Genomic DNA, 15,396 nt, shown 5'->3' with positions numbered 1-15,396 from the left:
AACTAATTTGATTATGAAATTATTGGTATTCCTTGCTAAAGGGTTTGAAACGATTGAGTTTAGTGCTTTTATAGATGTTATGGGATGGGCAAAGACGGATTTTGATTGTAAAATAGATGTTGTGACCTGTGGTTTGAATCAAAAAGTGATTAGTTCTTTCAATGTTCCTGTTTTGGTGGATAAAGTCATGGATGAAGTGTCTGCAGATGGATATGACGCGCTTGCGATACCCGGCGGATTTGAAGAATTCGGATTCTATGAGGAGGCATATAATGAACAACTTCTGGAATTGATACGACTGTTTGACTCACAAAAGAAATGGATCGCAACAGTCTGCGTGGGAGCTTTGCCTGTTGGGAAAAGTGGAGTGTTGAACGGTCGGAAAGCAACAACTTATCATCTTAGAGGTGCTCATAAACAGAAAGTGCTTCAGGGATTTGGAGCAACTATCGTAAATTCTCCCATCGTGGTGGATGATAATATCATAACTTCTTATTGTCCTCAAACATCATACGGGGTTGCATTGCTTTTATTAGAGAAGTTGACCTCTCATAAAGAAATGGTTTTAGTGAAAGATGCTATGGGATTTTAATAAGTTGCATTTAAGCACTGCACTCGGTTTTGAGTTCGCTATGGATGATGCTTCTCACTGCTTTTTCATGTTTGAATAAATAATAATAAGTGCTTGCGGTAAGAAAAGCCAGAAACCGGATATTGGTTCGACTATGCAACCGATTATGGTGAACAGTAGAATGAAGTAACCTAAAAATAAAGGTGCCGGTTTTTGTTCTTTTCTGATATAGTATTGAAGTGTCTCTCCCCAAAGAATAAGTATTATTCCGCAGATTAGGAACCAGAAAGCAAAGCCCAGGTTATGATTTTCTCCAATAGAGTCTATTAATCCATTGTTAAGCATTTCCGTAAAAGCTTCTTTTCCAAGAAATAACGCATAAATGGTATGAATGACTCCTGTTGCTGTTAAAAGTGTTCCACTATATTTCCAAAGTTTCATGTTCTTGCCTTTTTAGTATTTTATTGGGATGTACATTTCTACAGAATTTGAAATTTAATCCGTTTCAACATATCATCCGGTTCTTAATAAATTGCTCAACAACGCAAATATAAGCAATTATGTACGATTCCCAACGTATGATTTCGACATTTGTGTTTGTTTTAGATTCTTTATAATTGGTCATTCGTTTTCTTGTTGTGATACCTGTGGGCATGAGTTGCTTTATAAATATCCTTTAGTTCTTCTTTATTGTATTGAAAATTATATCTTTGTATTTCAAATAGTTGGATTTATGGAGTTTATAAAAGAGGCTGGCGTCTCACCACAAAAAGTATGGATATTAAGAATGATAAGATCACAATAAAGCCTTTGCGTGATAAGGATGTAGACATTTTCAGTAAATGGTTGGCTAAAGAATATATTTATAAATGGTTTTGCCCTGACGGAGAAGAACATAAAATGGCTTGGTTGGATGAGGTAAATAATAGAAATACCCAATATCATTATATGAAACATTTCATTGTTTATTATAATGATAAAGCCATTGGCTTTTGTTTGTATTTGGATTGTTTTTTTGAAAAAGAATATATACCGGAACATTACGGAAAAACTGTCGATGAGAAAGGGACAGTCTTTGAAATAGGTTATCTCATAGGCGAAGAGGAATATTTGGGTAAGGGCATCGGGAAGATTATTGTAAAGAAGCTGATCGGGGAAATTGCCGAAATAGGAGGGAAAGAGATATTGGCTGACCCTGATGAGGCTAATGTTTTATCCATAAGAACATTGTTAAGTAATGGATTCGTAAAAGTAAAAGATTGCGATTACAGGTATTGTCTTAAATAGATAAGAAAACTTCTTTTGAAAGAAGTTTTCTTATACGGCCATTCTATTTTTTATGCATATAGATGCTTTCCCGAAAAGCTTAAATTAATATCTCTTTGGTCATAACATCCATGTGCCTGTTTTGTGCATTTGGTAACTCTTTTCTATCTGCTCGGGCGTGTCGACATCCAAAGCATAGAGAACCTCACGGCTAAATTCAAGGGTATTCAGCCCTCCGGAAGTAACGATATTTCCGTCTCTTACACCTTGTTGATCTATGTAGTTTGCATCTCCGGTATAATTAATACCAGCATATTGTTTCAGATACTCCAGACCGTTACTGGTATGCTTCACATTGTTGAGGAAGCCGTGTGCTCCCAAAAAGACAGAGGCGTTGCAGATGCCTGCCACTACTTTTTGGTTTTCAATGGCAGTTTTGACCAGTGAAACGAGTTGTTCGGCCTCCGGGGTGAACCAGCTCATGCCTCCGATTAAAACTAACCCTGCATAGTCATCGGGAACATCCTGCAAGTCGTAATCAGGCAGTACTCTGAAGCCGCCCATAGACACGATCGGTTCTTTGGTAACTGACAAGGTTTTAACCGTATATTTTGCTTTGCCCGGTTCGAGGCCAAAGTTTAGAAGTGAAGCAATATATGCACTTTCCGTGTCTGCAAACTCGTTGAGCAATACAAATAGAATTTCTTTTTTCATTGTTAGCATAATTTTATATGATTTTTTCTAACCAGTTATTAAGTGAAGCAAGCTCAGTTGGGGTATGGAAATAGTGTCCTGCCTCTTTTGTTATATTCAACTTGCACGAAAATCGTTCGGCAAATTGAAAAACAACATTTGATTCACACAAATCGTCGTTGTCTCCTTTTAAATATAGGTTGGCACACTCCATTTGATGATTGGAGGTTCCTTTACGAAACAATAATAATCCCAATATAGATCTTGCCCTATGGGTGTCGATACGATTTGCTGACGTTCTAATTGCCTTGTTTGACTGATTACCATGAATTGCAATGATGACTCTATCAGAATCATCGCCCCATATGATGGCGGGAATATTATTTATGGTAATAGCTCGTTTCATCATTATGTCTTTTGTTTTTTAGTTTATATGAAATGTGATAGCCTTACTCCACAGTTACCTTGAAACGACATTTTTCTGCGCCACCCAAAACGGTTTCGATAATTTCCACGCTGATATTTTTATCGGGCAACAAATTCCCGATAATATACAATACGCTTTGGCGTGAACATTCGCAATGTGATGCGTCTTTTACTTTTCCGCTTGCTACCTCCGGACAGACACACGCCGGGTAGCCAATTTCATAAATATGTCCTTCTTCAATTGTCTTTGCGGAGAGCCATTCTGTATTCCCGTATCGTTTGTACTGTTCGTCTAAACAGCGGCCACATTCTTCAAATTGCTCTCTTTGCATTGGCAATATCGTATCCTTGACACAATGTATTGCCTTGTCTCTATAATTCATTTTATTTTCTTATTTAGATTCGCTTTCTAGTTCTTGATTCAAGTATTTCGCTTTTTTGTTATAGGCATATAAATATCTGTTTGAAAAACCATATAGCTAAACGCCATTTTTCAGGCAGTAGTCGCCATATTCTTCATTTCGACCTTCCTTAAGATTAGCATAATCTATGTCTAAAGGTATACTATAAGTTTGGTAATATTTTATTTTAGTATTAATTTCCATAAACTTCCTATTATTTGAATACAAAGTTGCTCAATAGATTACTCAGGAAGTTACCATAAATGATTATCTTTTATCTGAGTTGTAAACTCATTTATAGCATCATATCTCAGCTTCGAAACGGAAGAATTTACTTTCGCTATTTTCTTCGTCAAAAATCTTTCGATGAAATTCATTTTGTCAAACTGAAACTCGCCACCTAAAATGGCTTTGGGAATCGATAATCTCTGCAAGAACTCCGGGAAAGCCTTATTCATTTCTTCCGCTTCTTGCTCTTCGTTCATACAACAGATGAATAACCCTATTACTTTTTGCTCTAATAATAGTTGATTATTGTGACAGAATTGAGTAATTTTTCGGTTTGGAGAGCCCGCATAAATGGCTGTTCCGAGAATTATTCGATCGTAAGTTCGAATATCAGGTCTCGGACACTCTTTTAATGAGATGTAGTCAACTTTATTGGTCAACTTATCTCCGATAAGGCGTGTTACTCGCTCGGTAGTTCCATATTTTGAATAATATATTATAGCTGTTTTCATTCTTTTTCTATTAAATTTGCAGTGCAGCCTATTTCTGAATTTCCTCCAAGTAGATAAATCACACTTTTGCATAACACGTTCATCAACCTTTGTGGATCAATGTCCTTAATCGCAGAAATAGGATGTGTTTCAACCTGACAACTTTGAGTCAATATCAAATCACGTTCGATGCCGTCAGTAGATACTGCTGTAAATGCGAACATATTCTCAACAGGCATAAGCGGTTTAAAATAGCCGCTAATAAGTGGCATGGTTATCCTTTGTAAAGGTAGAGACTTTATTCTGACTAGCAAACAGTTTTCGATATAATTAATCTATATCTTGTTTTTCTCATATTTGAAAAGTATGTTCCCCATCTCAAAACGAGACAAAGAGCATTTCTTAATTTATAATAATGTACAGGTGCCAAGATTGATTCCATAATACCTGTACATATTGAAATTCCTACTTAAGATCCCGGATTTTGATACTCGCTGCCATTGGTGATTGTTGCAGTAAATGTAGTTGAAATGGGACGTAATACATAATTCGGGTGAAAGAATTGTGCTAAGTCTGGATGAGTATTGGCTTTTAAGCAAGACTGAAACAATAAAAAAAGTTCTACAATACGTTAATATTGTAGGACTTGTCTCTTTTTTGTCACCGTTTGGCTTTGTTCTTATGTGATCCGCCTGGTATCTGATTTTAGCCCTTTTTTATCGCTAAATATCAAGCGTTATCTTTTCATTATCAGAGTCTTCTGATGTTCAATCGTAGCGTTCAATTTGAGTGAGTAACACAGTGTGGTAACACAGATTTATTAACTCACGTGACGGACTCTCTATGTCCATCTACCTTGCAAAGATAATGTTATTTCTTTATATGTAGTTCTTTTTGCGGGGCTATTTCTTTATTTCAAAGTGCAATTTCCACTATCTTCTTGTCTTTTTTATAGAAACTTTCACAAAAGTAGTAATATATAGATGCTATTTTGTATTTTTGCAATTAAATAGTAATATCCTACCATGTATGAGTAATGCTGACTATATTACCAACCAAGATATTATGCTGCTTTTAGCGAAACGCATAAAGGAGTACAGGCTTGCTGCGCGGATGAGTCAAAAGGAAATGGCGGAGAAATCCGGAGTGAGTCTTGCAACAATAAGCCATTTTGAACAGGGTGTCAATCAGAACATGACCCTGAACAATTTCATATCCCTGTTACGGATAGTCGGCATGGAGCAACGTGTCAGTGATTTGCTTCCCGAATTGCCCATGCCGCCCATGGCATTGAAAAAGATAAACAAATTGATTCCCAAAAGAGTAAGGAGAAACAGTGATGATACAAAATCTTGATGTGTTTTTGTGGAACCGAAAAGTGGGCACATTGGTAGCCTATAAGGAGAAATACGCAGAAAAGGTCTGTTTCTATTTCGACAGTGACTTCCTAAAAGACGGTTATGACATTGCTCCGCTGAAAGCCCCGATACATGGTGTGTCCGTCCAGCGTGGGCTGCCTGTCTATGCCGAGGATGATAAAATTTTCGGTGGCCTGCCCTCTTTCATAGCCGATTCACTGCCGGACCATTGGGGGAATAGAGTCTTCAATGAGTGGGCGAAAGTGCATCATATAAAATCGCGTGACCTGTCATCACTTGACCGCCTGGCATACATAGGCAGGCGGGGAATGGGAGCATTAGAGTTTGTGCCTCCTGCCGCTGAAGAGATGGAGCAGCCGTTTAAGGTGGAGATTGCCGACCTGTACAAGCTTGCCCGTGCCGCGTTAAGCGAAGCTAAAGATTTCAAGGCGGAGATATAACCCGACCTGATGATTGAAAGCCTATTCAAGGTGGGAACATCTGCCGGTGGCCGCAGAGCCAAAGCGATCATCAACGTGAATAGGGAAACCAATGAATGTTATTCGGGACAGGTAAGTGCCCCCGCACCTGGTTTTACCCCGATGATTATCAAATTTGACGAACATCTTGATCTGCCCACCACACGTATCGAATACAGCTATTATCTGATGGCTCGGGATGCAGGGATGGAAATGATGCCTTCGATGCTTGTCGAGGGGGAAAAGGAAGCGCATTTCCTTACCGAGCGGTTTGACCGCAAGGGAAACGAGAAAATTCACGTCCAGACTTTGGCGGCAATGAACCCGATGGCAGCCAGTTATGAAGGTCTGTTTGATACGGCCTGCCGTATCGGTATTGTACCGGCGGAAATGCAGCGGTTGTTCCTGGTCATGACCATGAATGTGTTGGGTGGGAATGTGGATGACCACAATAAGAATTTCAGCTTTATGATGGGGAAAGACGGAGTATGGCACATCACCCCCACGTATGATTTCACATTTTCAGTCGATCCGTCGGCACCGGGCTATGTAAACCGTCACAGCCTGACCATAAACAACAAGAACTCTGCCATTGAACGTGGAGATTTGCTTGAAGTGGCTAAGAAGTACAATATAAAAGGGGCCGATTCCCTGATAGAAAAGGCAATCGGTGCTGTCAGCGACTACCTGCGATATGCACAAATGGCAGGGGTTGACAGCTATTGGAGCCACCAGATAAAAGAGGAAATAACTTATCGTATTGAGATACTTTCAGAAATGTCGAGACATGGAGGATTCCATCGATAATGGGTATAAACGGTCTGGACAACTATTTTTTGAATACAGACTTTTTGTCCTTGTCTATTGGCAAAAGAGTCATGTGAATATGCGGATTGGTTTCATCGAGATGGACAATGAAAGCGACAATATTTTCTTCGCCCCATTTGTCACTTGCAGATCTGTACACATCCTGTACCTAACGTTCAATATCCGGACCTCGTTTTATGCGGGAGTTGTCAGCACCCTGTATAAGATCCACCTTTTGATTTCCGAAAGTTATTTCAAGCATACGCTCACGGTTACCGCCAAAAATGAAGTTGACAACCGTTCGATACTTGGGAATCTCCCCATCTTCATTAGGGGCTTTGATGCCACGTCCTGCCAAACACTTAAGTATGCTTATAAATTTAACAGGCACCAGGTATAGGATGCATCTTCATCCGAATTGGCAATCATCTCTCTATAAGCAGTTTGATCCGTCTTTTTCAAAAGACCTACATTCAGACGTATCTGTTTCTTCCCGGTAATGAAAACTGCATCCATAGGAATGGCTATTTCCCAAAAATAGGTCTCGTGTTCAGCTTTTCTAGCAGTGAATGATACCTTATGCAATTCCGTATCCTTCCATTCTCCCTCTGCACCAGCACGTGCTTTATACGTTCCATTTAACATACATTCTATTTTATAGACACCGCTATTTGGTTTTTTATAGCAATAGTTAGCAGCATCAATACAAATAATCACCCCGTTTTGGGAGATGTCCATCTCCGGTGTAACTCCTTTCACAACTCCACCAATGAATAAAGTCTGGTCATCCCGAGCTATAGAAGTCCTCAGATTCGTTAAACTCTTATGTCCGACGAAGACAGGATATTCTCCTCCCCATTCATTCTGATCGTGAATGCCGTCAATCCGGATAGAGCGTTTAAGGGCTTTCAGATCAGTAATTATATATCCGTTAATTATCCACGGAGCACATATACTATCTGTCGTTGCTGATGCAACAGCCGCAATGGTGTGTTCATTCAATAGTGTTAACGAATTCCATAATGCATTCCTGCACCAGGTCGATCCGAATGGATAGCTTATTTTAGAGAACTTTTTAGCACTTTTATCTCCTATGGCTACTTCCATTTGAGCATCCCCCATGCTATTCGAACGGCTATATCGGGTCGATTGATAAGACAGTACTGATTCTCCGGTCGAAGTTTTTATTAGATAAGGTGCTCCGGCATATATCTCGTCGTCCAATGGATTTGTTAAAGCCGGATTTCGGTCTATAGAATTACCTGACACCGGTTGTTTCCAACTATTTGATAGGACAGAACGCACGGTATAGGGTTTAAACTGGCTTCCTTTATTGTCTTCGATGGCAACAACAATCTCGTTTTCAAAAATGGCAGGCGCCGGCATGCCGTCTCTTTTACCTTTTCGAAAGGAAACGCAAACAGCGTCTGTCCAGGTTTTTCCATTATCAGCCGAAGAGATCATCGATATATTCTGTTCATCAGAACTCCGATACGGGCTTTCATTAGCAAAATACAGTTGTATGGTTCCATCTGGCAATTGCAAGAAGACAGGTTCCCAACACCCATTCTCGAAAAAGCAGTCTGCTTCGTATAAGACTTTGGGTTCCGACCATGTCATTCCAAAATCCGAACTTCTCTTGATGGCGATTGCCCAAGGCGCAATTCCTTCTTTTTCAGGTCTGTAATTTACAGCATATAGCAAATCGCCATTCATAAGTTGAATCAATTCCGGATTTGCCATTTTGATTTTTACTTGCGTTCCGGAGACGTTCACAGTTGTATTTGGGAAAACGTGAGAAAATGCACTCCAGGTATTCCCTCCATCGGTACTTGTCGAATAAACGCATCCGTCTTGTTCATATACAGCTGCCAATGTATGATTGGTAAGTTTTTTAACCCTTGCATACCTACCTCGGGATGCTATTTGCCTTTTTGATCCCAAGTCCCAGGCAATACGCATACCCTCAATGCCAGGAGCTTTTTCATTTGTCCGTACGATCCCTTTATGAGTATCACTACCCTGTGTTTTCCCGGCAGGTTCATTCCATTCCGTTAGCTCTGTAATATACTCCGGGTGTAACACTGCTTCATGGGCTGCTTTCTGTGCTACTTCCCGTTGTTCATGGCTCATACCTTTCGGATAATATGGATTTCCCAGAACATTGCGTTTAAATATCTTTTCAAACCAAGTGCAGGCTGCTGTATAACGTCCGATTGTCAGATCAAGATGATAACCGTCACGAGTCATGTTGACACCGATAAAAGAAGTGCGGGCATTCTGAATGGCTGTTCCTGACGGAATAATTATGGGTATTTTTGTCAGTTTCGAGGCTTTCTTTACAGCATCCACAATGGAATGATACATGGTCAGTTGATCACAGTTATAGTTCTTAAACCCGGGATTCGTAGCATTGGCGTCATATGCCCATGTCTGGTGAAGCATCAGTTGTGTCCTCTTTGGAAGCCGTGCCTTTACATATTTCACCAACTCCGGCAAGGAAGCCTTAAAAGTTTCGTACATACCAGAGGAAGAGCTCACTTGTTGTAGACTGACATAGTCCCATTCTTCATCTGCCAGCGCCATTCCCATAGTTACTTTTTTTGTTTCTACCTTTTTACCATTCAGGCCAATCTTATGATACCTATACACAGAATCATTTGTGCGGGCGTTTCTCAAATGGCGTTCCAAAGAACATCCGCCTATAGTTATATTGCCGATAATCGTAGGAATGTCTTCGGCATCCGCTAACTCATGTAAATATTGTTCTACAGCATCCTGCGAAAAGCTATTGCCGATAGCCAGGATCCTCACAGGCTTTTGCTGTGCATACACTTCGCCTACAAGAAACGAAAGCAAGAAAAGCAGGCATACAATTGGGTATTTATTTTGTTTCATTAGTTTTCAATATTATAGTGATTACTGATTCTTGTAAATTATTTAAGCCACTTGTCTGCATAATTTATGTACACGTACCAATCAAATGCCGTCACTTCATGCTTGCCATCTCTGATGTGATAACCAGTACGATAAAACAGGGGATAATTTAAGGACGGCGGCGTACTGTCAGGCAATTTATCATACCCATATAATTGATACACTTCGCCCGCATGATAGGCTGACAAATATTCGCCTTTTGGGTCTGCCCATAAATCTTCGGCTGCACTGGCAACATACACCGGACGTGGAGCAATTAATGATACTAATTCATGTTGATCAACCGGCAATTTCTCTTCTTGATTTTTATATATGCGATAATTTTTACAAAACCAATGGGGAAAAGCCGTAGTTATGATATCTACTGTTTCACCAAATTTGCGCCGGGACAATGCGGCCCCGCTACAACCGGAATTATTTGAATAAACAATTTTAAACCGTTGATCGATAGCCCCGGCCCATAAAGCAGCTTTTCCGAGTCGCGAATGTCCCATAATCATCACTTTCTCTTTATCAATCTGCCGGTCCTGTTCAAAATAATCCATAACACGCCCCATTCCCCAAGCCCAAGCAGCTATAGCGCCGGCCGCATCATCATCCCGTTTGTCTCGGTCATTAATTCCCATTAAGGCTAACACACTGTCTTCGAAACCATTTATATGATCAGGAAATACATCGTTATAGCACATGGTAGCTATGGCATACCCTCTGGAAAGAATCATTTCCAAAGGCCACCGTCCTTGCCGGCATCCTCGTATGGCTTCAGAACTTTTATTGTGCTTAACGCCTATTATATCCAGGTTTCCGCACCAGCAATCCGAAGGAATGATATCGGGGTCATTGTATATAGTGTGATTCCCTGCAAAGTTATAAACGAAAAAGGCTGGATATGCTTTTTGCTTCTGTTGAGGGATATATAACAAGAGTAGAAGTTTTCGGGTCTCTTTACCATTACTCAGCGTCATTTCAATCTGCTTGCGCATAGCCAATCCCCCAAACACACCAGTAGTTTTCGATAAAACTTTGTAGCTGGCAGAAATGTCTACCTGGGGAAGAAATCCATAAACTTGTTTCGAAAATAGTTGCAGGACTTCAGGTCGTCTCACCTTTTCCCAATCCTTTGATGAAGTCACATTCTCTCCTTTCGATGTAACCAACACATCAGGCAACACATACTCTGGCACCTTTCCTTCATCATACGAATATTTATACTGAGCAAAAGAACACAAGGAATATATTCCTAATAAAACAACTAATGTAAACCTTCTCATACTATTTTTTTCCTTTATAACAGTTCTACTTTCATTTATACTTTAGCCGGATGATGCCAGACCCCACGGTAGCCAGATGTATAGATTGCTCCTTGGCATCTATAACGATATCCACCCATTTCATGGCTCCCAGAGCCGGATCATATATATTGGTCCATTTTTCATCTCCTTCCCGTATGAAAATTGCGGTCGGGTGATTGGCTAATAAATGATTGGCACAAGCTAAAACCGTAACATATTCTCCTTCCCGATTACAATCTATATGCATGGCAGTTGCATTTATATTCTTCATACCCGGCATCGTTACTTTCTTCCAATGTTTGCCAAAATCACAACTTTCCCACAGACCTCCATTCCAGAAGCCTGCATATAGCCTCCCTTCCATAAATGGATGCGGATAGACAAAATTCAATATCGAATTATTTTTTTTGTCAAATGGCAGCCCGTGCGATATATCTTCCCAATGCATGCCCTCATTATCCGTTCGGAAAAGCCCTGTACACCATTCACCGACATACAGCGAGTTCCTCTGGCAATCCATTGCCATCAGCTTATTAGTACCACAGCCGTTTTTTGTTTGGTAAGTCACTATGGCCATAAAATTATTGTCGATGTACTCCTTAAACACAGGTATTGTTTTTGCCTGATCGAAAAAAGGCGTATGGACCTTGTCCCAGGTATCCCCATTATTTGCCGACATATAAATACCTGCTCTACCTCCTTTGCCAAATTCTCCTTCCGTTTCTCCTTCCATCATCATCCATAGTTTGCCTTTGCATGTATTATCTTCTATCAGGCACTGCACAAAATTATCTTTTGTACCGATCCTTTTCCTTTTTCCCGTTTTTCCCAAATCAGTGGAATACAGAAAATCACAGTATTCGCCTTTTCTTTGCGCTACCCAATACACAAAAGGGCTCCACTTGGAACAACAGACAATTCTTGCAGGTCCGTCTAATAAATCAACCGAACGATAGGAAACTCCATCATCGTCCGAATAGTACAAAGGGTGGTCACAAATTCCGGCAAAAAGATACTCTTTACAATAGGGGTGACGGGTTAACTGCTCCATGCAAAGCGTTTCCAACCCTCTGAAATGATTTCCTGTATAATTATGTCCTCCATCACTTGTCTGAGTTACTCCCCAAAAATTGCTGAAATAGAGCCTGTTCCTATCCCGGCAGTCGGGAAGGATATGAGAGATAGAACCACCCAGCATTTTAGGTTCCTTTCCGTGAAACTTAGGGAATTCCTGCAAATTTTCTTTCTTCAAACCGGGTGATAGTAAGTACCAGGATGCGCCGAAATCGTCTGATTTATAGATAGGCAGTGCTGCACTTCTTGCATATTTCTCGGCTGTATACACCACGTTTGAATCTACTGGAGAAACTGTGACAGTTTGATACCTGCTGGTTCGGGGAAGATACTCATCCTCTATCCAATAAAAATGTTTACCGCCGTCCACTGAACGATATACCCCTTTATCTGATATGAACAGCAAAACATTTCCCTCGTTCATAATCTCCATTTCCAGTATGCCGACATTCTCTATTTGATACAGCACATTCCAATGTTTCCCATAATCTTCAGATACATAGATACAGCCAAACGTCTTGTGCCGCAAGCGATCTTGCGTCAGTAACATATCTTTAGCTATTTGTTCCTTGGAATAACCTGTTTTCCCGGGGAGGGCACTGTCAGGTATGGTACCTACATACATCTTCCCCTTATAAAACCTTACAAAAGATATTCTTTCATCTTTCAACCCGGAATAAGACCAATGCTCCCCATTATCATTACTGATATATACCCCTTTGGAATAAGTGCCGACAGCAATTCTTCCTTTCTGCAGAGGGTCAAAGGCTATCAACTCGCCTAACATTCTTGTATCTCCATTCCCCCAAAAATCAAGTTTATCCTTCACTAATTTCCAATGATTGCCGCCATCGGTACTTTTATGAATTCTTCCCGTAAATTTGAAAGAACGGACATCTCCCGAGGCTCTTAACAACATCTTCGAATCAAAAGGATTGATTGCTAAAGAATGGCAATAATGATCGGACACAAGATTCATACCTGAGTTAATTGCATCCCAACTCTTGCCGCCATTGGTGGTTTTAAATACTCCTGCAACATCGGAACGCGCGTATAATATGTCCGGGTTATGATAGTCCTGAACAATTCCGGTAATATACCCTCCGCCTCCCATATCCGAGCGGGAATAACTCACCTCATATCGTCCCTTCTTTTTATCCCCCTGTTCAGTAGTAGCCTGACCACTCAAAGAGAAAGACATGAATAGTATTAATAACCGAGAGATTCTGCCCATATTCATATTCTGCATATTTTAGCTTATTATTCTAGTTTCAACTCGGATAAACTTGCATTTCCTTTCGAAACAAGTACCCTGATATCACTGATAGGTCTATGGTCAATAGTATAGTAATACATTTTATTGTTTGCCCGTACTTTATCAGTTATTACAGTCAGGAATTGCCCGCCTCCACTCGATACTTGTATTTCGAATGTGGAATTATCAGAGCCCTCTTTCCATGCAATCCCTATCTTGTTCGAATACATTTCGTCTTTTATTGCTATCGTCACATAATCTCCTTGCAAAGCTTTCCATGCGGTAGTGAAGTCACCATCAGTAATCAAACGGATAGCAGAGGTGTTGCTATCAGTATTATCTCCCTCAATACAGTCCTGCACAGTAGCCTGTTTAGAAGGATCATCAAGGACTTTAAAGCTGGCTTTAAGGCGGATATCTTCAGATGAGGCCCCTATCATTACGTTGAAAACTCCAGGTTCTACCACCCAATTATAGTCCTCATTCAAATATAAAGTATATTGATAATCAGTTAGTTACTGTTATCAAGATACAAATGATATGCAAATGTAAGTATAAAACCATATAGAAAAAGTACAAATGGACATTACTTTGTATGATAACATCCTTTTCTACAGATTAAGGGTTAACACAATGTTATACTACTGATATTCAGCATATTGAAGCTGTTCTTCCTTGCATTCAACAAAGAGTGTTAAATTATATTAAATCCTACAGGGCAATTATGATTCGTGCAAAGATAATATTTTGCAGTCAAAGGAAGAAAGACTTCTTGAACCACTTCTATGGTTCTATACTTCTGTTTCTGACGTAAGCTGACCCGTACGGTTTTCGGGTTTTAGACGGACATATATACAGTTTACTTTAGGTTAGCATATATATAAGAGCTAACCAAGGTAAACTAAAGTGTTTTTGTCCTGTAGATACTGCACTTTGTGGACTCTTTTCTCCTTTGACTGCAAAAACCTCTTATAGCCTTATCTCCACCTATAACGTCACTTCACACTGCTGTACCATGCAGTCTGCCATGTACCACCCCATCGGGCTTTGATAAGAATTGTGTTGCAAAGGTACCTGTCATGGCGTTCATCCTGCAAGGTCGGTGCCTGTGGTTTGTCCGTGAAATCTCCACGCTCTGATTGTGGCAGAGGTAGTATTTGACGGCAAAACCTTGCATTGATGAGCCATAACACCTTTTGGGGCAACATAATTCTTTAATCAATCCCGATGGTAGTTGGTTCTACATAAGGGAAGAAAATAAAAATTTTATCTTATGGCTAACATTTGCGACACTCAGTACAAGGTGACAGGCTCACGCAAAGCCGTGGCAGACCTTTGGAACACACTCCAAGAGTTGGAGGTGAACAGTAATAATGTGTATCTGTATCTCTTGGCAGAACACTATGGCATTGACTACGAGAAGAAAGGCATCTCGGTGAGAGGACACATCTATTGGGCAGAGTATGAGGAGAACGTGGAAGACGATTATGCCCTCTTGTCCTTTGACACCGAAAGTGCTTGGTCTTCATGCGACTTGTTCTTTGAGGAGGTGAACAAGGCACTTGGCGATGAACTTTCAATCAGTTGGCGAGAGGTTGAGCCAGGTTGCGACATCTTCTATACGCACGATGAGAACGACTTCTTCCCCGAAGAGTGCTACGTCACTGCATACGGAGAACTCTTTGAGGATTGTGAGGGTGCTTACTCCACCTTTGGTGATGCTATCAAGTTGTGGTGTGAGAAGACTGGTGTCTCACAGGACGGAAGAAGCGAACAGAAGATGATTGACTTCATCAATGAATACGAGTATGAGGCAGAGGACACGAATTTCTGCATCAATCCAATCACATTCGGCTAACAAGGAGGAACGGATATGGCAACGATAGACATGGAGCAGTTGGACGGCGTTGTAGGGTGTTTCTGCACCTTGCTTTATCCCCGAAGAGGTCAGACAGAGGGAACGATTGTCGAGGACTTGGGTTGTGAGGTCATTGTCCAGCTCATCAACGGCAAGGAAGTGACGGAGTACAAGGATGATGTTGTCATCTGTGAATAATCAGGAGAGAGTCTGTTGGCTATGTGGCTTGCAGACTCTTTCTTCCTTTGACTGCAAAAACT

General features: G+C 40.5%; 17 protein-coding genes and 2 pseudogenes. 7 read left to right on the top strand and 12 right to left on the bottom strand.

All coding sequences use genetic code 11. From position 1 onward, the window contains the following. Positions 1-13 precede the first annotated feature (13 nt). Positions 14-592: a DJ-1/PfpI family protein gene (locus KSX81_RS07920; protein WP_008777386.1), complete on the top strand. Its 579-nt coding sequence runs from the start codon at positions 14-16 to the stop codon at positions 590-592. 54 nt (positions 593-646) lie between these two features. Here the strand turns inward: KSX81_RS07920 and KSX81_RS07915 are convergent, their stop codons facing one another. Continuing rightward, positions 647-1,012, bottom strand: coding sequence for a DUF6463 family protein (locus KSX81_RS07915; RefSeq protein WP_004309084.1), 366 nt, complete (start codon positions 1,010-1,012; stop codon positions 647-649). Positions 1,013-1,345: 333 nt separating this feature from the next. Between KSX81_RS07915 and KSX81_RS07910 the strand changes: the two genes are divergently transcribed. After that, positions 1,346-1,858 carry a GNAT family N-acetyltransferase gene (locus KSX81_RS07910; protein ID WP_118419174.1) on the top strand — a complete coding sequence of 171 codons (513 nt, stop codon included), beginning with the start codon at positions 1,346-1,348 and terminating at the stop codon, positions 1,856-1,858. Positions 1,859-1,957: 99 nt separating this feature from the next. On the opposite strand, the gene KSX81_RS07905 is transcribed toward KSX81_RS07910, so the two are convergent. The 5 genes from KSX81_RS07905 to KSX81_RS07880 all read right to left on the bottom strand — a co-directional run bounded on the left by KSX81_RS07905 (position 1,958) and on the right by KSX81_RS07880 (position 4,348). Beyond that, positions 1,958-2,551 (bottom strand): type 1 glutamine amidotransferase family protein, encoded by a 594-nt coding sequence (locus KSX81_RS07905; RefSeq protein ID WP_022199144.1) that lies wholly within the window; start codon positions 2,549-2,551, stop codon positions 1,958-1,960. Between the two features lie 13 nt (positions 2,552-2,564). After that, positions 2,565-2,939, bottom strand: a complete 375-nt coding sequence (locus KSX81_RS07900; RefSeq protein WP_022199145.1) for a hypothetical protein — start codon at positions 2,937-2,939, stop codon at positions 2,565-2,567. A 40-nt stretch (positions 2,940-2,979) separates the two neighbouring features. Then, complete coding sequence (locus KSX81_RS07895) at positions 2,980-3,339, bottom strand: hypothetical protein (RefSeq protein ID WP_022199146.1); 360 nt, start codon at positions 3,337-3,339, stop codon at positions 2,980-2,982. Between the two features lie 272 nt (positions 3,340-3,611). After that, positions 3,612-4,097 carry a flavodoxin domain-containing protein gene (locus KSX81_RS07885; RefSeq protein WP_022199148.1) on the bottom strand — a complete coding sequence of 162 codons (486 nt, stop codon included), beginning with the start codon at positions 4,095-4,097 and terminating at the stop codon, positions 3,612-3,614. Beyond that, positions 4,094-4,348, bottom strand: a complete 255-nt coding sequence (locus tag KSX81_RS07880; RefSeq protein WP_134978752.1) for a hypothetical protein — start codon at positions 4,346-4,348, stop codon at positions 4,094-4,096. The genes KSX81_RS07885 and KSX81_RS07880 overlap by 4 nt, the downstream gene beginning before the upstream one ends. Positions 4,349-5,105: 757 nt before the next feature. Between KSX81_RS07880 and KSX81_RS07875 the strand changes: the two genes are divergently transcribed. The 3 genes from KSX81_RS07875 to KSX81_RS07865 are packed head-to-tail and all read left to right on the top strand — an operon-like array spanning position 5,106 to position 6,720. Next, positions 5,106-5,432 (top strand): helix-turn-helix domain-containing protein, encoded by a 327-nt coding sequence (locus tag KSX81_RS07875; RefSeq protein ID WP_181990089.1) that lies wholly within the window; start codon positions 5,106-5,108, stop codon positions 5,430-5,432. Continuing rightward, positions 5,416-5,895 (top strand): HipA N-terminal domain-containing protein, encoded by a 480-nt coding sequence (locus tag KSX81_RS07870; protein WP_229096186.1) that lies wholly within the window; start codon positions 5,416-5,418, stop codon positions 5,893-5,895. Before KSX81_RS07875 ends, KSX81_RS07870 begins: the two co-directional genes overlap by 17 nt. Before the next feature lie 9 nt (positions 5,896-5,904). Then, entirely contained in the window at positions 5,905-6,720 is an 816-nt protein-coding gene (locus tag KSX81_RS07865) for a type II toxin-antitoxin system HipA family toxin (protein ID WP_229096187.1), read from the top strand. Positions 6,721-6,745: 25 nt separating this feature from the next. On the opposite strand, the pseudogene KSX81_RS07860 reads toward KSX81_RS07865, so the two are convergent. The 6 genes and pseudogenes from KSX81_RS07860 to KSX81_RS07835 form a co-directional block, all read right to left on the bottom strand. Continuing rightward, positions 6,746-7,078 (bottom strand): annotated as a pseudogene (locus KSX81_RS07860) (plasmid recombination protein); the annotation flags it as partial. A 1,685-nt stretch (positions 7,079-8,763) separates the two neighbouring features. Then, a pseudogene (locus tag KSX81_RS07855) lies at positions 8,764-9,618 on the bottom strand (DUF4886 domain-containing protein); the annotation flags it as partial. Positions 9,619-9,656: 38 nt separating this feature from the next. Further along, the gene (locus tag KSX81_RS07850) at positions 9,657-10,928 is read right to left on the bottom strand and encodes an acetylxylan esterase (protein ID WP_217725755.1); all 1,272 of its coding nucleotides are present in this window, start codon (positions 10,926-10,928) and stop codon (positions 9,657-9,659) included. A gap of 31 nt (positions 10,929-10,959) precedes the next feature. Further along, positions 10,960-13,263 (bottom strand): sialidase family protein, encoded by a 2,304-nt coding sequence (locus tag KSX81_RS07845; RefSeq protein ID WP_147343582.1) that lies wholly within the window; start codon positions 13,261-13,263, stop codon positions 10,960-10,962. A gap of 20 nt (positions 13,264-13,283) precedes the next feature. Further along, positions 13,284-13,766: a hypothetical protein gene (locus KSX81_RS07840; RefSeq protein ID WP_217731677.1), complete on the bottom strand. Its 483-nt coding sequence runs from the start codon at positions 13,764-13,766 to the stop codon at positions 13,284-13,286. A gap of 507 nt (positions 13,767-14,273) precedes the next feature. Beyond that, positions 14,274-14,486 carry a hypothetical protein gene (locus KSX81_RS07835; RefSeq protein ID WP_007837487.1) on the bottom strand — a complete coding sequence of 71 codons (213 nt, stop codon included), beginning with the start codon at positions 14,484-14,486 and terminating at the stop codon, positions 14,274-14,276. Positions 14,487-14,551: 65 nt separating this feature from the next. On the opposite strand from KSX81_RS07835, the gene KSX81_RS07830 reads away from it, so the two are divergent. Further along, positions 14,552-15,136 (top strand): hypothetical protein, encoded by a 585-nt coding sequence (locus tag KSX81_RS07830; protein WP_005816332.1) that lies wholly within the window; start codon positions 14,552-14,554, stop codon positions 15,134-15,136. A gap of 15 nt (positions 15,137-15,151) precedes the next feature. Further along, a complete protein-coding gene (locus tag KSX81_RS07825) occupies positions 15,152-15,334 on the top strand; it encodes a hypothetical protein (protein ID WP_004319908.1) in 183 nt (60 codons plus the stop codon). Positions 15,335-15,396: the final 62 nt, after the last annotated feature.

Source organism: Bacteroides sp. MSK.18.37 (assembly GCF_019129155.2).
Taxonomy (GTDB): domain Bacteria; phylum Bacteroidota; class Bacteroidia; order Bacteroidales; family Bacteroidaceae; genus Bacteroides; species Bacteroides ovatus.
The sequence above is the reverse complement of the archived record's forward strand: the minus strand, read 5'-3'. Positions and strand labels throughout refer to the sequence as shown.